The sequence below is a fragment of the Actinomadura sp. WMMB 499 genome, assembly GCF_008824145.1.
GTDB lineage: Bacteria > Actinomycetota > Actinomycetes > Streptosporangiales > Streptosporangiaceae > Spirillospora.
This window is the reverse complement of record NZ_CP044407.1, coordinates 1,870,099-1,886,924: the sequence shown is the minus strand read 5'-3', so window position 1 is coordinate 1,886,924 and position 16,826 is coordinate 1,870,099. Positions and strand designations below refer to the sequence as shown.

The window sequence follows — 16,826 nt, the reverse complement described above, 5'->3', positions numbered from 1 at the left end:
GACTCTCCTCGATTCTCAGGCGGCCCGCTCGCGCGGCCGCTCACGCGGCCATCGCGGCGGACAGGACGGCGTCGACGGTCACGTCGTCGCCCTCGAACTCGGCGGCGACCGTCCCGCCGCGCAGCGCGATCACGCGGTCGCACACCAGCGGCAGCTCTTCCAGTTCCCCCGACACGAACAGCACGGCGGCGCCCTGGCCGGCGAGCTCCCGGACCAGCCGGTAGATGCCCTCCTTGGCCTCGACGTCGACGCCGCGGGTCGGCTCGTCCAGCAGCAGGATCCGGCTGCCCGCGTGCAGCCACCGGCCGATCACGGCCTTCTGCTGGTTGCCGCCGCTGAGCGTGGCGATGGGGGAGCGGCCGGACGCGGTCCGGATCGACAGCCGCTCGATCAGCCCGCGGGCGGCCCGGTCGACCTTCGCGGGGACGACGGACGTCCCGCTGCTGACCGCCCGGAAGTCCGACATCACCATGTTCTCGTCGACGCCGAGGAGCGGGACGATCGCCTCGCCCTTGCGGTCCTCGGGGGTCAGCCCGACACCGCGCCGCTTCATGCCCGCCGCGGTGATCCGCGGCACCTCGCGGCCCTCGACCCGGACGGTCCCGGCGGCGGCCCGGTCGAACCCGGCGATCGCGCGCAGGATCTCGGTGCGTCCGGACCCCATCAGCCCGGCCAGCCCCAGGATCTCGCCCGGGTACAGGTCGAACGAGACCTCGGTGACCTTCGGCGGGACGCGCAGCCCCGACACCGACAGCAGCGGGACGCCGTCGCGCCGCACCTCCCGCGGCGCGGGGCGCACGGCCGCCTCGTAGGTCGAGCCGAGCATCATCGCGACGGCGTCCTCGGTGGAGGTCTCCGCCATGTCGACCGTCCCGACGACCTCGCCGTTCCGCATGATCGTGGCGGTGCGGGCGATCCGCCGGATCTCGTCGAGCCGGTGGCTGACGTAGATCACCGCGACGCCGTCCGCCGCGATCCGCCGCACCGCCTCCAGGACGATGTCGACCTCGGCCGCCGCGAGCGCGCTCGTCGGCTCGTCCAGGATCAGCAGCCGGGGATCGCGGCGCACGGCGCGGCAGATCTCCACGAGCTGCTGCTCGGCGAGCGGGAGCGCCCCGACGCGGGCGTCCGGGGAGATGCGCAGCCCGAGCCGCTCGAAGACCTCGCGGGCGGCGGCGCGCATCGCGGCGTGGTCGACGCGGCCCGCGCCCGTCCGCGGCCAGGCGCCGAGGAACAGGTTCTCCGCCGCCGTCATGCCGGGCACGAGGCTCAGCTCCTGGTGGACGGTCCGCACGCCGAGCTCGCCCGCGCGCCGCACGCCGCCGTCCGCGAGCGCGGCGCCGCCGATCTCGACGGTTCCCGCGTCGGCGGGCTCGACGCCCGACAGCACCTTGATCAGCGTGGACTTCCCGGCGCCGTTCCGGCCGAGCAGCGCCCGGACCTCCCCGGGCTCGAGCTCCAGGTTCGCCCCCGTGAGAGCCCGGACGCCCGGGTAGTGCCGGGTGACGTCGGTGACGCGCAGCAGCGGCGTGCTCATCAGGACTCCTTCTTTCCTCGGACGGGACGGTGCGGAGTGCCGCGCCGGGTTACGGGATGCCATCGGGGTGCTCCCGCATCCAGCGCGCCCCGTCCTTCGGGCCGAGGTAGCGGTCGATCGGCGCCGGGACGATGAACTCCTCCGGCGGGTTCCCGGCGACGACGTTCTCGACGGCCTCGCCCGCGAGCCGCCCCACCTTGATGCCGGAGATGTCCGCGACGCCCTTGAGGACGCGGCCGTCCTGCAGCTTCCCGGCGGCCTCGACGGACATGTCCCCGCCGAACACCGCGATCTGCCCGGCCTTCCCGCGCGCCTCGACGGCCCGGACCGCGCCGAGCATCTGCGACCCGGCCTCGCCGTAGAACGCGTTGATGCCGGGGTGCGCGGTGAGCAGCTGCTCGCCGCGCCGGACCGCCTCGTCCATCGTCAGGCCCTGCTGGTTCGCGACGATCTTCGCGCCGGGGACGGCGGCGGTCAGCGCCTTCTCGAACCCCTGCCGGCGCTGGATGCAGACCTCGAACTGCTCGCAGTTGATGACCGCGACCTTCGGGTTCGCGATCCCGGCGGCGCGGAAGTGCGCGGCCATCTGCTCGCCGCTGACCCGCCCGAACTCGAACGGGTCGCCCAGGACGAACGCGTCCACGAACTTGCGCGCGGCGGCGTCCTCGACGCAGGTGTTGTAGCAGACGACCGGGACGCCGCTCTCGTGCGCGAGGCGCAGCGCCGGGACGGACGCGGTGGCCGAGGCGGGCGACACGACGAGCGCGTCGACCTTCGCCGAGCTCATCGTGTTGACGAACGAGCTCTCCTTGGCGGGGTCGGACCGGATGTTGGTCTGGACGAGCTGCGGCCGGTCCGGGCCGTGCCCGAGCACCCCGCCCAGGCCCCGTTCGACACCCGCGTAGTAGCCCTCGGCGTTGAGGTAGACGACGCCGATGCGGCCGTTCTCGCCCACCCTCTCGCAGGCGGCCGTGACCGCCAGTACCAGGGCCACGAGCAGGGCCGGTACGAGCACGGCCCGTCCGATCGGCCGCCCGCGGCGCTCGGCATGGTTCATCGACGTTCTCCTCGTTCCGGCTGTCCGGGTCGTTCCCCGGAGCCCGCCGACCTTGTCTAACGCCTGTTACGCGGGCGTGTCAATATTAATTCATAATTTATGGATAGTCTGGTCACCGTTAGAGTGCTCGCCGGGCGCCCGACGGACGGACGCCCGACGGACGACCGGACGGGCCGGACGACACAGGGACGGGGACCGCCGCACGTGGTGCACTACTCGGAACGGGGCCTGCACGGCCAGACGGTGCAGGAGATCGCGCGCCGCATCCTGACCGGGGAGCTGGCGCCCGGCGACACCATCGACGTGGCGGCCCTCGGCGACGAGCTGGACCTCAGCCTGACCGCGCTGCGCGAGGCCCTGAAGGTGCTGGCCGCCAAGGGGCTGGTCGCGTCACGGCAGAAGCGCGGCACGTTCGTCAGGCCCCGGGCGGACTGGAGCCTCCTCGACCCCGACGTGATCCGCTGGCAGTTCGCCAACCGCGACGACGAGACGTTCCTGGAGAACCTCGCCGAGGTGCGGGGGATCATCGAGCCGCAGGCCGCCCGGCTGGCCGCGCGGCGCCGCACCGCCGACGACCTCGCCGCGCTGGACGGCGCCCTGCGCGACATGGCGGAGGCCGACGGCGACATCGCGCGGGCCGTCCAGGCCGACCTGGACTTCCACCGCGCCCTGCTGACCGCGACCCACAACGAGCTGCTGCAGCGCATGGAGGTCGTGATCGAGGTCGGGCTCGCCGAGCGGGACCGGCTCGTCCACGGCGTCCGCCGGCACGACGATCCCGTCCCCAGCCACCGCGCCGTCCTGGACGCCGTCCACGCGGCCGCCCCCGACGACGCCGAGCGCGCCATGCGCGACCTGCTCGCCAAGGCCGCCCGCGACCTGGACGCCCTCGACCGAGAGCATTGATTCCGCGCGGAAAGAATGCGATTCTCCCCGGGTGGGCGCGGGAGAAGGGCGGGACGCGATGCCGGTGACCGAGGCGAACCAGATCGATCTGGACGGGGTCCGGGCGCTCGGGCGCGAGCTGAGCAACTGGGGACGCTGGGGCGAGGACGACGAGCGCGGCACGCTGAACCTCGTCACCCCCGCGTGCGTGAGCGCCGCCGCCGCGGCCGTCCGGCGCGGCGTCTCCTTCTCGCTGGCGATGCCCGCCGACGAGAACGGCCCGCACGACCCGCGCACGAGCGGCCGGTTCAACCCCATCCACAGCATGACCCGGTACCGGGGCGACATGCCGCACGGCCGGTTCATGGGCGGCTTCTCCTCAAGCGAGGACATGCTGATCATCGGGACGCACTCGTCCACGCACTTCGACGCGCTCGCGCACCTCTGGTACGACGACCTGCTCTACAACGGGTTCCACCACGACGCCGCCGTGACGGCGCGGGGCGCGGAGCGCTGCTCGATCCAGAACCTCGCGGGCGGGGTCGTCGCGCGCGGGATCCTGGCGGACGTGCCGCGCCACCGCGGCCTCGACCACCTCCCGCCCGGCACGGGCGTCGGACCGGACGAGCTCGACGCCGTGCTCGGCGCGGCCGGCGTCGTCCCGCGCGAGGGCGACGTCCTGCTGCTGCGGACGGGCACCTACCCCCGGCAGCGGCGCGGGTTCGACGTCGGGGAGGGGCGGTCGCCGGGCCTCACCTGGGAGTGCGCCCGGTGGATCCGCGACCGCGGGATCGCGGCGGTGTGCGCGGACAACCTGGCCGTCGAGGTGCTCGGCGCGAACGGCGACGGCCCGATGATCCCGTTCCACATGCTCGCGATCCGCGACATGGGCCTGCTGCTCGGCGAGATGTTCGACTTCGAGGACCTGGCCGCCGACTGCGCGGCGGACGGCGTCCACACGTGCATGTTCACCGCGTCGCCGCTCAACGTCCCGTACGCGGTGGGGTCACCCGTCAACCCGATCGCCGTCAAGTGACGGCGCCGGTTCCAGCGGCGGTCGCGGGCGGGCGAGCACGGTGTCGGGCGCGCGCAGCGCGGTGAGGCAGAACCGCCAGACGTTGTCGGCGAGCAGCCGCCGGTCGGGCGGCTCGGCCATGCCGATGATCAGCGACAGGAACGAGTTCGTCACCGTCGAGGTGATGATGTGGACGTCCCAGTCCAGGTCGGCCGGGGACACCAGCCCGGCCTCGGCCGCGTCGACGATCAGGTCGCGCATCAGCGCCTCGTAGGTGCGGCCGGTCGCGGCGATCGTCTCCGGGCTGGTCGCCGCGATGCGCACGTGCTCGTGCGCGATCACCCGGCTGAGCTGCTCGTTCTCCCGGTGCCAGTCCAGCGGCCGGGCCACCGCCAGGCGCAGCCGCTCCAGCGGATCGTCGGTGGTGGTCATGACGTGCTCGCGGATGCGCGGCGTCGACTCGGTGACGATCGAGGTGAAGACCGTCCGCAGGAACTCCTCCTTGTTGGCGAAGCACCGGTAGAACGTCTTGATCGCGACGCCCGCGACGCGGACGAGCTCCTCGATCGTGTACGACGAGTCGCCGCGCTCGAGCAGCAGCCGGTGGCCCGCGGTGACGAGCTTGGCCCGCGGGCCGACGAACGTTCCCGGTCGCGGCCGCGCGGTCGCGTTCCGCTCGAGGCGGTCCGCCCAGCCTGGCTCCAACGTCACGGCGAAAGGCTATCGCGGCCCGCCGCCCGCGCCGCCCGCGCCGTCCGACCCATCCGCGCCGCCCGGCCCGTTCGCGCCGTCCGCGCCGGGCACCGGCCGGAAGACCGGCACGGTGACGTCCGGGTCGAGCTCCTCGAAGGCGACCTCGACCCGCATCCCGATCTCGAGCCGGTCCGCGCCGGTCACGGTCGCGTGGACGAGCGCGCCCTCGTCCAGCTCCACCAGCGCGACGTTCGGCGGCGCCCCGGCGAACGACGTCGCGTACCGCTGGTGCACGACCGTCCAGGTGACGAGCGTGCCGCGGCCGCTCGCGTCCGCCCACGCCATCGCCGCCGCGCCGTGCAGCGGGCACGCCCCGGCGGGCCACACCGCCCGCCCGCACTCGCCGCAGCGCATGATCAGGTACCGGCCGTCGCGGCAGGCCGCCCAGAACTCCGCGTCCGCCGCGTCCGGCGCGACGTCCCCGGGGTACGGGCGCGGCACCCCCGCGCCGCGCTCGCCCGGTCCGCGCCCGCCGCTCACCGGGCCCTCCCCAGGACGAGCGACACGTGCGCCCACGAGCCGTGCACACCCCCATTGCCGCCGCTGCCGCTCACCAGGCAGAGCTCGGCGCCCGGCACCTGGTTCGTCGGCGCGTCGCCGCGAATCTGCATGATCCCCTCCGACAGCGGGGTGAAGCCCGTCGCGTAGAACCCGGAGTGCTGCCCGCCCCCGGTGTTGGTGGGCAGCGACCCGCCCGGCCCGGTGTGCCCGTCGCGGACGAACGCCGGGCCCTCGCCCTCCCCGCAGAACCCGTACTCCTCGAGCTGCATCAGGGTGGCGATCGTGAACGGCGCGTAGAGCTGCGCGACGTCGATGTCGCCCGGCCCGACGCCCGCCTGGCCGAACGCGCGCGGCGCCGCGTCCGGCAGCGCGCCGAACCGTCCCGCCATCGTCCCGTCCCACCAGTTCGCGATGTTGTGCCCGGTGCCCGCGCCGAGGACGGAGACGGGCGCGCCCGCGCAGTCCGCGGCCCGCTCCGCCGACGTGACGACGATCGCGACGCCGCCGTCGGTCGGGCGGGAGCAGTCCAGCAGCCGCAGCGGGTCGACGATCATCCGGGACGCCTGGTGGTCGGCGACCGTGATCGGCTCGCCGAACCCGACCGCGCCCGGCCGGACGCTGCCGTAGCCGCGCTCCACGACCGCGACCTCGGCGAGGTCCGCCGAGGTCGCGCCGTGGACGTCCAGGTACCGGCGGGCCGCCATCGCGTAGACCGCGCCCGGTCCGACCAGCCCGTACAGGTACGGGTAGCCGTAGCTGTACCCGCCGATGTCCGATCTGCCGCCGCCACCGTGGTTCGGCTCCAGCCGGGGCGTGGCGCCGGTGAACGCCTCGCCGTAGACGCTGACGACGTACTCGGCCTGCCCGCTCGCGACGAGCCCGGCCGCGACGACCACCGACAGCGCGGGCGTCGCGCCGCCCGACATCAGCGCGAACGACGAGCGCGGCGACAGCCCCGCGTAGCGCAGGTCCTCGGGCATCGCGCCGAAGCAGATGACGGTGTCGACCCGCTCGCGCGGGACGCCCGCGTCCGCCAGCGCGGCGTCGATCGCCCGCCGCCGCAGCTCCCGGGTGGAGATCCCGAGCCGGCGTCCCTGCTCGGTCATGCCGAGCCCCACGATGGCGGCGCCGGTCACGCCGCCCCGCCGGGGGCCGGGAGCGCGGCGGTGTCGGCCGGGGTGAACTGGAACAGCCGCTCGGCGTTCCCCCGCAGGATCTTGTACTGCGTCTCGGCGGGCAGGCCCCCGAGCCGCTCCTGGGCGAGCTTGATCGAGTGCGGCCAGGTCGAGTCCGAGTGCGGGTAGTCGGTCTCGATCATCACGTTGTCCTCGCCGATCAGCTCGAGGTTGCGCAGCCCCGCGATGTCGTCGATGAAGCAGCCGTAGACGTGGTCGCGGAACGACTGCCGGATGTCGAAGTTCAGGTAGTCGATCGACTGGGCGCCGTCGTCCTTGCGCTCCTGCTTGCTGCCCTTGCCGGGGTCGTAGTCGACGCCGCGCTGCACCCAGTACCGCTGCTTGTCGATGACCTGCTCGGCCCGCTCCAGGAAGTAGGGGATCCAGCCGATGTTGCCCTCGGCGAGCGAGATCTTGAGGTTCGGGAACCGCTCGAACACGCCGCTGAACAGCCAGTCGAGCATCGTGCCGGACGTCCGCACCGCGCCCCACGACAGGTTCGCCATGAAGGACGTGTCCTTGTTGATGGACGGGATCTGCGACGACGAGCCGACGTGCATGCAGATGACGACGCCGCACTCCTCGGCGGCCGCGAAGAACGGGTCCCAGTAGCGGTCCGGGTCGTTGATCGTGGGCAGCCCGAGCGGCTCGGGGTTCTCGCTGAACGCGACCGCGCGCACGCCGCGGTCGGCGACCCGCCGCACCTCCGCGGCGGCCTTCTGCGGGTCCCACAGCGGGATGAGGGTGAGCGGGATGTACCGGCCGGGCGCCGCCGCGCACCACTCGTCGATCATCCAGTTGTTGTACGCCTCGATGCAGGCGAGGCCGAGCTCCTTGTCCGAGCCCCGGTAGAACGTCTGCCCGCAGAAGGCGGGGAACGTCGGGAACGTCATCGAGGCAAGGATCCCGGCCTCGTTCATGTCCTCCGCGCGGGCGACCGGGTCGTAGCAGCCGGGCCGCATCTCGTTGTAGCCGAGCGGCTCGGGGCTGAAGCTGCTCTTGTCCCGGCCGATGCACGCGGACAGCCCGCTCGCGCGCATCTGGAAGTCGAGGTAGGTCCAGGTGCCCTTGCCGTCCGCGTCGATCTCGAGGCGCGGGCCGCGCTCGCGGTGCTTCTCGGGCAGCCACCGCTGCCACAGGTGGCCCGGCTCGAGGACGTGGTCGTCGACGGAGATCAGCCAGTTCAGCTCGGGTGTCGATTGCGTCATGACGATGAGGTCCTTTCGATGGCGTTCGGTGCGGGTGGACGGATGCGGGTGGACGGATGCGCGTGGAGTCGGTCGCGGGGACGGTCAGACCTTCACGGGGCTCGCCTCCGGTTCGTCCGTCGCCGCCGGCGCCGGCCGTCCGCCGCGGATGAACAGCGCGAGGACGGTGCCGGCCAGCGACAGGACGGTGAAGATCACGATCGTGGTGACCAGGGAGCCCTCGGTCGGCATGTGGGTGCCCTCGACGGTCGAGGTCGCCAGGATCACCGAGGTGATCGCGAGGCCGCAGGCGACGCCGGTGTTGAGGGTGACGCGGTTGACGCCGGTGGCCTCGCCGGTGTGCTTCACCGGCACCGCCTCGACGACCAGGATCGGCAGCGCGGTGAGGGCGAAGCCGTTGGCGAGCCCGGTGAGGCACAGGCAGAACATGGTCCCGATGAGGGACTTGTCCATGAACATCCAGAGGAAGATGCCCAGGGCGTAGATGAGGGTGCCGAGGACGAGGCACGGCCGCGCGCCCATCTTCTGCGCGATCCGCCCGCTCGCGATGGCCCCCGCGTAGGCCACGATCGCGACGACGAACAGCACGTACCCGGCGTCGGTCGGGGACAGTCCGAGGCCGACCGGGGCGCTCTCGGGCAGCTGCAGGACCATGTGCGACAGGATGGAGACCGCGCCCATCGGCCCGGCGCCCACCATGAACGCGGCGGCGGTCGCCAGCGCCACCTTCCGGTGGCGGAACAGCGCGATGTTCACGAGCGGCTCGCGCACCCGCCGCTCCCACCAGACCCAGGAGAGCAGCACCGCGACGCCGAGCAGGATCGCGATGCTCACCCGCGGGTCGCCCCAGCCCCAGTCCTCGCTCTGGCTGACCCCGAGCAGGATGCCGCCGACCGCCGGGGCGAGCAGCACGGCGCCGACCACGTCGACCCGCGGCCGGGGCGCGATGCCGCGGGTGCGCGGCAGCCCGAACAGCGCGATCAGGGTGGCGGCGACGCCCATGGCGGTGGCCGCGACGAACATGTTGCGCCAGCCGCCGTGGTCGATGAGCACGCCCGCGAGCAGCGAGCCGGCCCCGGTGCAGACCGGCACCACGCCGCCGAGCAGCGACATGACGAACGGGACGCGGCGTTCGGGCAGCAGCTCGCGGACGAGCCCGAACGACAGCGGCAGCGCGCCGGCCGCCATCCCCTGCACCCCGCGGCCGAGGACCACCAGCCACAGCGAGGTGGCCAGGACGCTGATCAGCGAGCCGACCGCCGCGATCGCCAGCACCGCGACGAGCACGTTGCGGCGGCCGAAGATGTCGCCGAGCCGTCCGGCGGTCGCGGCCGAGACCGCGCCGACCAGCAGGTAGGCCGTCCCGGTCCAGCCGACCGCCGCGGAGTCGGCCTCGAAGACCCGCATGAACGTCGGGATGGCGGCGAGCGCCATCGCGGTCTCGAACACCGCGAAGATCTCGATGGCGACCAGAGCCACGACGAGGCCGGTGGCGCCGCGCCCGGCGGCGGCCCGCCGCGGGGCCCCGCCCGGCGGGGGACGGTCGGGGGTGGTGGTCAAGGATCCTCCTGCGCATGGGGTGGGTGGAGGCGGGGGGCCGGGGGTGCGGGTGCGGGACGGCGGGCCGCGCGGTGCGGGCGCCGGGAGTGCGGCGCGGCGCGGGCGGCGGGGCTCGCCGCCCGCTCAGATCACCTCGCCGTCCTTGAGCGCGATGATCGCCTCCCAGTCGTAGCCGAGCTCGAGCAGCACCTCCTCGGAGTGCTCGGCGTGCTCGGGGGCGCGGGACAGTTCGGGAACGCGCTCGTCGAACTGCACGGGAGCGCTCATCAGCCGCACGTCGGTGCCGTCGTGGTCGACGGGGACGGCGTACCCGTTCGCCGTGACCTGCGGATCGTCCGCGGTCTCCTGCATCGTCCGCAGGATCTCCCAGGGCGCGGAGAAGCCGGCGAACCGGTCCCGCCACTGGTCGAGGGTCCGGGCGGCGAAGACGGCCTCGAGCTCGGCGACGCACGCGTCGTAGTTCGCGGTGCGCGCCTTCGCGTCGGCGAACCGCTCGTCGGCGGCCAGCTCCGGCCGGTCCACGGCGCGGCACAGGTCCGGCCACCAGCGGTCGGACTCGATCATCATCAGCGCGATCCAGCGCCCGTCCGCCGTCCGGTAGCCGCGCGCGATCGGGTTCGCCGAGCGTCCGGACTGCACGGGGAACTCCCTCTCGAGGCCCCAGCTGTAGAGGATCGCGCTCGAGTGCTGCCACAGCGCGGTGCCCAGCAGGGACACGTCCACGAGCGCGCCCTCGCCCGTCCGCTCGCGGCGGAACAGCGCGGCGGCGATCCCGAACGCCAGGTTCATCGCCCCGGCCTTGTCGCCGAACGCGGGCGGCTGCGGCAGCGGGCGATCGGCGTCGGGCGCGGTCAGCGCGGACGCGATCCCGCCGCGCATCCAGTACGCGGTGAAGTCGTAGCCGCCCTTGTCGGCGTCCTCGCCGCGCGGGCCCTGCCCGGTGGCGCGGGCGTACACGATGCGCGGGTTGCGCGCCCGCACCGTGTCCTCGTCGAAGCCGAGCCGCTTCCTGGCGGGGCCCCGGAAGTTCGTGACGAAGACGTCCGCGTGGTCGACGAGCTCCATCAGCAGCTCGCGCCCGCGCGGGTCGCGCAGGTTGAGGCCGAGGCTGCGCTTGCCGCGGTTGGTCTGCGCGGTGACGATGTTGATCCCGTTGACCGACGGGACGACCCCGGACGACGCGAGCCCGCGCTGCGGGTCGCCGGTGACCGGGTCCTCGATCTTGAGTACGGACGCGCCGAAGTCCGCCAGCACCGCGGCGGCCGCGGGCGCGAACGTCCACTGCGCGACCTCCAGCACCCGGACGCCCTCGAAGACGGGCTGCTCCCGCTCGGCCGGGCTCATGCCGGCCGGGCCGCGACGCGGTGGGCGGTCCGCCCGGCCCGGGCCGGTGGAATGGCGTGCCTGAAGGGCTCTGCCCGCATGGTGGTTTCTCCTCGAAGGGGTGGGCCGCAAGCGCCCTGACCGGTGCGTGGTCGCGCTGCTTCGGGTGCTGCTTCATCGGGGCGAACGAAAGTCACCGTAACTAGTAGAAGTGCATATGTCCATAGGTAGAAGCTGCTTCTCCGATGAGGTGTTACAGGAGTGTCCGTAGAGGTTGGGCTCCCGACCGACTGTTGCGCCCATCACCGCGTTGACCTGGAGAAGATTATGGAGAAGCTCATTCTCTTGACGCGGTAGTCGACGAAGCTTATGGTGAGTCGACCCGCCCCGTCGGACGTCCATCGCGGCGCCCGGCGCTCCCGGGTGTTCTTTCCGGCCATTTCTCGCACATTCCTCGGCAACCCGAGCAACAGCGCGCGAGCACTCAGACGGAGGCGCCGAATCATGGGCCAACTGGACGGCAAGGTCGCGTTCATCACCGGAGCGGGCCGCGGGCAGGGGCGCTCGCACGCGGTGCTGCTCGCCGAGCACGGCGCGGACGTGATCGCCGTCGACATCGGCGCCGACATCCCGACCGTCCCCTACCCGATGGCCACCCCCGACGACCTGGCCGAGACCGCCCGCCTGGTCGAGGCGGCCGGACGGCGCTGCGTGACCGAGCTCGCCGACGTCCGCGACATCACCGCGCTGAACAAGGCGCTGGAGCGCGGCATGGCCGAGCTCGGCGGCGTCGACATCGTCCTCGCCAACGCGGGCGTCCTGCACAGCGACCGCACCGAGACGACCCTCGAGCAGGCCGCGGCCCGCTGGGACGACGCCGTCGGCGTGATGCTCACCGGCGTCTACAACACCCTCAAGGTCGTGCAGAAGCCGCTCGTCGAGCAGGGCCGCGGCGGCGCCATCGTGATCACCGGCTCGACCGCCGGGCTGAAGGGCATGACGGACGGCTCCGGCGGCATGTCCGGCTACAACGCGGCCAAGCACGGTGTCGTCGGCCTGGCGAAGGGGTTCGCCCGGCTGCTCGGGCAGCACAACGTCCGCGTCAACGTGGTCCACCCGACCGCCGTCGACACCTTTATGATCAACAACCCGCAGTCGCCGATGACCAGCGCGGGCGACTCCGCCGCCCTCGCCCGGGTGCTGCCCGTCGACAAGCTCCAGCCGATCGACGTCAGCCGCGCGATCCTCTGGCTGGTCTCGGACGCCGCGTACGCGGTCACGGGCGTCGCGCTCCCGGTGGAAGCCGGCGTGAGCCTGTGAAGCCCCCGAGCCCCTACGTGGACGGCGCCCGCACCGGCTCCGGGCCGCCCCTGCGGGTCGAGAACCCCGCCGACCTGTCCACGGTCGCCGAGCTCCCCACCGCGGAGCCCGCCGACTTCGAACGGGCCGTGCACGCCGCCCGGCGCGCCTTCGACCCGTGGGCCGCGACGCCCGCGAGCGACCGCGCCGCCGCCGTCCTGCACTTCCTGGACGCACTCGAAGCGCGCCGCGAGCTCCTCGAGGACACGATCGTCGCCGAGACCGGCGCGCTCGTCGGCTCCGCCCGGACCCTGCACGTGAGCGGCGCGATCGCGCAGGCCCGCGACGCCGTCCGGCTGCACGCGTCGATGCCCGCCGAGGAGCACAACCCGGTCCCGCTGGACGCGCTGGTCAGCGGCGGCCGCGTCGCCGCGAGCGTCCTCACCTGGGACCCGCTCGGCGTGGTCGCCGCGATCCCCGCCTACAACGTGCCGCTGTTCCTCGCGCTCTGGAAGGTGGTCCCGGCGCTCCTCGCGGGCAACACCGTCGTGCTGCGGCCCAGCCCGCTCGCGCCGCTCGCCGTCCTCGCGGCCGGCGACGCCGCCGACGAGGCCGGCTTCCCGCCCGGAGTCGTGAACGTGCTGGCCGAGGAGGGCAGCGCGGGCGCCGAACTGCTGACGACGATGCCGCAGGTCGACGCCGTCTCGTTCACCGGCTCGGCCGCCGTCGGCGCGGCGATCACGGCGCAGGCGGCGCCCACGCACAAGCGCGTCATGCTCGAACTCGGCGGCAAGTCCGCCGCGATCTACCTGCCCGGCGCCGTCGACCGCGCCGCCACCGGGATCTCCATCGTCATGCGGGCGATGGCGGGCCAGGGCTGCGCCCTGCAGACCCGCGTGCTCGTCCCCGAGCACCTCAAGAAGCAGGTCCTGGACGAGGCCGCCGCGGCCGTCGCCGCGCTCCGCCTCGGCGACCCCCGCGACCCGGCCACCGAGGTCGGCCCCCTCATCAGCGCCGCCCAGGTGCGGCGCTGCACCGACCACGTCGCCGCCGCGCGGGCGCACGGCGGCCGGGTCGTCACCGGCGGCGAGGCGCGCCCCGACCTGGGCGGCCACTACTTCGCGCCCACCGTCGTCGACCTGGTCGACACCGCGAACCCCCTCGCTCAGGAGGAGACGTTCGGCCCGGTCGTCTCGGTGATCGGCTACCGCGACGCCGACCACGCCGTCGCGCTCGCCAACGACACCGTCTACGGGCTGTCCGGCGCCGTGTACGGGCCCGCCGACGAGGCGCTCGCCCTCGCCCGGCGCGTCCGCTCCGGCACCGTCTTCGTCAACGGCGGCTACATCGGCGCCTTCGCCTCCTCCGGCGGCCGCCGCCACAGCGGCGACGGGCGCGAGCGCGGCCGCGAGGGCATCCGGGCCTACCAGCAGGCCAAACACGTCACGGCCGTGAGCGCCTGACCCCACGGGAGAAGCAGATGCTAGACGAGATCGCCCGGCTCGACCCGGTGAAGATCCGCACCCTGTTCGACACCGGCGGCGAGTACCGGCGGGCCAGGTCCGGCGGCGACTTCGCCGTCGACTTCCACGCCGGGCTGCGCCGCGCCCGCGAGACCGGCCCCGTCCACACGGGCACCGTCGAGGAGGCGCTCGGCCTCCCGCACCCCGCGCCGATCGCCGGACGGGCCAAGCCCCCGGCCGTCTTCTCGGCGTTCGACTACGACACCGTCAACACCGTGTTCCGCGACCCCGAGACGTTCAGCTCGGAGGCGATGCAGAGCACCTTCGAGACGTTCGGCCGCAACATCCTCGGGATGGGCGGCGCCGAGCACTCCCGCCACCGCGCGGTCGTCCAGCCCTCCTTCAACCGCAACATGATGCAGTGGTGGTCCGACCGGTGGATCGACGACCTCACCCGCACCCTGCTCGACCGCGTCGAGGCGCGCGGCTCCGCCGACCTCAACGTCGAGTTCTGCGCCCTCCTCCCGCTGCTGACGATCACCGGCAGCTTCGGCGTCGGCATGGACGACACGCTGCGGCTGCGCGAGCTGATCGAGCAGATGATCGGCGCCACCGTCGAGCGCGACGACCGGATCGCCGCCGCCGCCGAGGCCGGCGAGATCCTCGGCCCGGTCATCGCCGACCGCCGCACCACCCCCCGCGACGACCTCATCAGCAAGCTCCTGCAGGGGACGATCCGCGACGAGGACGGCACCCGCCGCGGCCTCACCGACGCCGAGATCCTCGCGTTCGCCCGGCTGATCCTCACCGCCGGCTCCGGCACCACCTGGCGGCAGCTCGGCATCACCCTGTGGGCCCTGCTGAACGCCCCCGACCAGCTCGACGCCGTCCGCCGCGACCGCTCCCTCGTCCGCAACGCCATCGAGGAGTCGCTGCGCTGGGAGGTCACCGACCCGACCTTCTACCGCACCGCCACCCGCGACACCGAACTCGGCGGCGTCGCCATCCCCGCGGGTTCCCGCGTCGCGCTCTGCCTCACCGCCGCCAACCACGACCCGAAACGCTGGGAGGACCCCGAACGGTTCGACGTGCACCGCCCGCTCCGCCCGCACCTCTCGTTCGCCGGCGGCCCCCACGTGTGCCTCGGCATGCACCTGGCCCGCGCCGAGATGAGCGTCGCACTGAACGCGATCCTCGACCGGCTGCCGAACCTGAGGTGGGCCCCGGGCACGGAACGTCCCGTCCTGATGGGCCTGCACTGGCGCGGCCCCAGCGAGCTGCCGGTGGTGTTCGGATGAGCGTCGACGTCACCCCCGGCACCTGCGCGGGCACCGGCATGTGCGGCTTCTACGCCCCGAACACCTTCGGGCTGGACGACGACGGAAAGGTCATGCTGCTCGACGAGGCGGGCGACCCGTCCGGCGACGTCCGCAACGCCGCCGAGGCGTGCCCCACCCGCTCCATCCGCGTCGCCGACTAGGAGCCGCCATGCGAACGATCCCTGCCGAACTGGTCGAACGGTACGAAGCGGAAGGGTGGTGGACGCGGGACACGATCGGCGAACTCCTCCAGCGCGGCCTCGCGCCCGCACGGGACACGGTCTTCCGCGTGCACTCGTCCGTCCGTCCGTGGAGCGGCACCTTCGGCGACGTCGAGGACCTCGCCCGCCGCCTCGCCGGGGGCCTGCGCGAGCGCGGCGTCGGGCCGGGCGACGTGGTCGCCTTCCAGCTGCCGAACTGGATGGAGGCCGCCGCGACCTTCTGGGCGTCCTCCTTCCTGGGCGCCGTCGTCGTCCCGATCGTGCACATCTACGGGCACAAGGAGGTCGGCTACATCCTGGACGCGGTCAAGCCGAAGGCGTTCGTCACCGCCGAGCGGTTCGGCCGCATCGAGTACGACCCCGCCGTCGCCGCGGCCGTCCCCAACGTCGGCGTCGTCGGCCGCGACTTCGACGACCTCCTCGGCGACCCGTTCCCCGGCGTGGCGCCCGTCGACCCGGCGGGCCCCGCGCTCATCACGTTCACCTCCGGCACCACCCGCGACCCCAAGGGCGTCGTCCACAGCCACCGGACCCTCGGCTGCGAGGCCCGCCAGCTCGCCGACCGCTACCCGCCCGAAATGGCCCGGCAGCTCACCTCCGCCCCCGTCGGCCACTTCATCGGGATGGTGAACGCCTTCCTCATCCCCGTCCTGGACGGCACCCCGATCCACCTCGCCGACGCCTGGGACGCCGGACGCGTCCTCGCCCTCATGGACAGCGACGACCTCATCGTCGGCGGCGGCGTCCCGTACTACATCACGAGCCTCCTCGACCACCCCGACTTCGCCGACCGGCACCTGCGGCGGATGAAGTACGCGGGCCTCGGCGGCGCGCCCGTCGCCACCGCCGTCACGTCCCGCCTCACCGACCTCGGCATCATCGTCTACCGCTCGTACGGCAGCACCGAGCACCCGTCCATGACCGCGTCGCTGCACACCGCGCCCCAGGACAAGCGGCTGCACACCGACGGCAAGGCCCTCCCGGGCGTCGAGGTACGCCTCTCCGAGGACGGCGAGATCCTCAGCCGCGGCCCCGACCTGTGCCTCGGCTACACCGACGACGCCCTCACCGAGCGGGCCTTCGACGCCGACGGCTGGTACCACACCGGCGACATCGCGGAGATGGACGGCGACGGCTACCTCACCATCACCGACCGCAAGTCCGACATCATCATCCGCGGCGGCGAGAACATCAGCGCCCTCGAGGTCGAGGAGACGCTCCTGACGCTCCCGTCCGTCGCCGAGGCCGCCGTCGTCGCCGCGCCCGACGCGCGCCTCGGCGAGCACGCGGCCGCGTTCGTCCGGCTCAAGGAGACCCCGGCCCCGACCCTCGACGACATGCGCGCCCACCTGCGGGCGAAGGGCCTCGCCCGGCAGAAGTGGCCCGAGGAGCTGCACGTGCTCGACGACTTCCCCCGGACCCCCAGCGGCAAGATCCAGAAGTACGTCCTCCGCAAGGGCCTCGCGACGTAGCGTCAGAGGCGGCGGCGGACCGCGCCCGCCGGCGCTCG

At 73.4% G+C, this 16,826-nt stretch carries 15 protein-coding genes; 7 read left to right on the top strand and 8 right to left on the bottom strand.

Features of this window, described 5'->3' with window-relative positions; translation table 11 throughout:
* Positions 1–40: 40 nt before the first annotated feature.
* Positions 41–1,537 carry a sugar ABC transporter ATP-binding protein gene (locus F7P10_RS08260; RefSeq protein WP_151008811.1) on the bottom strand — a complete coding sequence of 499 codons (1,497 nt, stop codon included), beginning with the start codon at positions 1,535–1,537 and terminating at the stop codon, positions 41–43.
* Between the two features lie 49 nt (positions 1,538–1,586).
* Entirely contained in the window at positions 1,587–2,594 is a 1,008-nt protein-coding gene (locus F7P10_RS08255; RefSeq protein ID WP_151008810.1) for a substrate-binding domain-containing protein, read from the bottom strand.
* A gap of 204 nt (positions 2,595–2,798) precedes the next feature.
* Between F7P10_RS08255 and F7P10_RS08250 the strand changes: the two genes are divergently transcribed.
* Complete coding sequence (locus F7P10_RS08250; RefSeq protein WP_151008809.1) at positions 2,799–3,500, top strand: FadR/GntR family transcriptional regulator; 702 nt, start codon at positions 2,799–2,801, stop codon at positions 3,498–3,500.
* Between the two features lie 31 nt (positions 3,501–3,531).
* Entirely contained in the window at positions 3,532–4,515 is a 984-nt protein-coding gene (locus F7P10_RS08245; protein ID WP_151008808.1) for a cyclase family protein, read from the top strand.
* On the opposite strand, the gene F7P10_RS08240 is transcribed toward F7P10_RS08245, so the two are convergent.
* From F7P10_RS08240 to F7P10_RS08215, 6 genes are all read right to left on the bottom strand, one after another.
* Positions 4,486–5,205, bottom strand: coding sequence for a TetR/AcrR family transcriptional regulator (locus F7P10_RS08240; RefSeq protein WP_151008807.1), 720 nt, complete (start codon positions 5,203–5,205; stop codon positions 4,486–4,488). The two genes, F7P10_RS08245 and F7P10_RS08240, sit on opposite strands and share 30 nt — an antisense overlap.
* A 9-nt stretch (positions 5,206–5,214) precedes the next feature.
* Positions 5,215–5,727 carry a Zn-ribbon domain-containing OB-fold protein gene (locus F7P10_RS08235; RefSeq protein WP_151008806.1) on the bottom strand — a complete coding sequence of 171 codons (513 nt, stop codon included), beginning with the start codon at positions 5,725–5,727 and terminating at the stop codon, positions 5,215–5,217.
* Positions 5,724–6,884, bottom strand: a complete 1,161-nt coding sequence (locus tag F7P10_RS08230; protein WP_218040416.1) for a thiolase family protein — start codon at positions 6,882–6,884, stop codon at positions 5,724–5,726. Before F7P10_RS08230 ends, F7P10_RS08235 begins: the two co-directional genes overlap by 4 nt.
* Positions 6,881–8,131, bottom strand: coding sequence for an amidohydrolase family protein (locus F7P10_RS08225; protein ID WP_151008805.1), 1,251 nt, complete (start codon positions 8,129–8,131; stop codon positions 6,881–6,883). The genes F7P10_RS08230 and F7P10_RS08225 overlap by 4 nt, the downstream gene beginning before the upstream one ends.
* A gap of 84 nt (positions 8,132–8,215) precedes the next feature.
* Positions 8,216–9,691: an MFS transporter gene (locus F7P10_RS08220; protein WP_151008804.1), complete on the bottom strand. Its 1,476-nt coding sequence runs from the start codon at positions 9,689–9,691 to the stop codon at positions 8,216–8,218.
* A 123-nt stretch (positions 9,692–9,814) separates the two neighbouring features.
* Entirely contained in the window at positions 9,815–11,035 is a 1,221-nt protein-coding gene (locus F7P10_RS08215; RefSeq protein ID WP_151008803.1) for a CaiB/BaiF CoA-transferase family protein, read from the bottom strand.
* A 483-nt stretch (positions 11,036–11,518) separates the two neighbouring features.
* Here F7P10_RS08215 and F7P10_RS08210 point away from each other — a divergent pair, with 483 nt between their 5' ends.
* The 5 genes from F7P10_RS08210 to F7P10_RS08190 are packed head-to-tail and all read left to right on the top strand — an operon-like array spanning position 11,519 to position 16,788.
* Entirely contained in the window at positions 11,519–12,334 is an 816-nt protein-coding gene (locus tag F7P10_RS08210) for a mycofactocin-coupled SDR family oxidoreductase (RefSeq protein ID WP_151008802.1), read from the top strand.
* Entirely contained in the window at positions 12,331–13,776 is a 1,446-nt protein-coding gene (locus F7P10_RS08205) for an aldehyde dehydrogenase family protein (RefSeq protein WP_151008801.1), read from the top strand. The genes F7P10_RS08210 and F7P10_RS08205 overlap by 4 nt, the downstream gene beginning before the upstream one ends.
* Positions 13,777–13,793: 17 nt before the next feature.
* Positions 13,794–15,074 (top strand): cytochrome P450, encoded by a 1,281-nt coding sequence (locus F7P10_RS08200; protein ID WP_151008800.1) that lies wholly within the window; start codon positions 13,794–13,796, stop codon positions 15,072–15,074.
* Positions 15,071–15,256, top strand: a complete 186-nt coding sequence (locus F7P10_RS08195; protein ID WP_151008799.1) for a ferredoxin — start codon at positions 15,071–15,073, stop codon at positions 15,254–15,256. The genes F7P10_RS08200 and F7P10_RS08195 overlap by 4 nt, the downstream gene beginning before the upstream one ends.
* An 8-nt stretch (positions 15,257–15,264) precedes the next feature.
* Positions 15,265–16,788: an AMP-binding protein gene (locus F7P10_RS08190; RefSeq protein ID WP_151008798.1), complete on the top strand. Its 1,524-nt coding sequence runs from the start codon at positions 15,265–15,267 to the stop codon at positions 16,786–16,788.
* The last annotated feature ends 38 nt before the right edge of the window (positions 16,789–16,826 follow it).

Bases quoted from the DNA above. Each gene is read 5' to 3' on its own strand.
- F7P10_RS08260 (WP_151008811.1), bottom strand. From the start codon at position 1,537: ATGAGCACGCCGCTGCTGCGCGTCACCGACGTCACCCGGCACTACCCG.
- F7P10_RS08255 (WP_151008810.1), bottom strand. From the start codon at position 2,594: ATGAACCATGCCGAGCGCCGCGGGCGGCCGATCGGACGGGCCGTGCTC.
- F7P10_RS08225 (WP_151008805.1), bottom strand. From the start codon at position 8,131: ATGACGCAATCGACACCCGAGCTGAACTGGCTGATCTCCGTCGACGAC.
- F7P10_RS08215 (WP_151008803.1), bottom strand. From the start codon at position 11,035: ATGAGCCCGGCCGAGCGGGAGCAGCCCGTCTTCGAGGGCGTCCGGGTG.
- F7P10_RS08210 (WP_151008802.1), top strand. From the start codon at position 11,519: ATGGGCCAACTGGACGGCAAGGTCGCGTTCATCACCGGAGCGGGCCGC.
- F7P10_RS08200 (WP_151008800.1), top strand. From the start codon at position 13,794: ATGCTAGACGAGATCGCCCGGCTCGACCCGGTGAAGATCCGCACCCTG.
- F7P10_RS08195 (WP_151008799.1), top strand. From the start codon at position 15,071: ATGAGCGTCGACGTCACCCCCGGCACCTGCGCGGGCACCGGCATGTGC.
- F7P10_RS08190 (WP_151008798.1), top strand. From the start codon at position 15,265: ATGCGAACGATCCCTGCCGAACTGGTCGAACGGTACGAAGCGGAAGGG.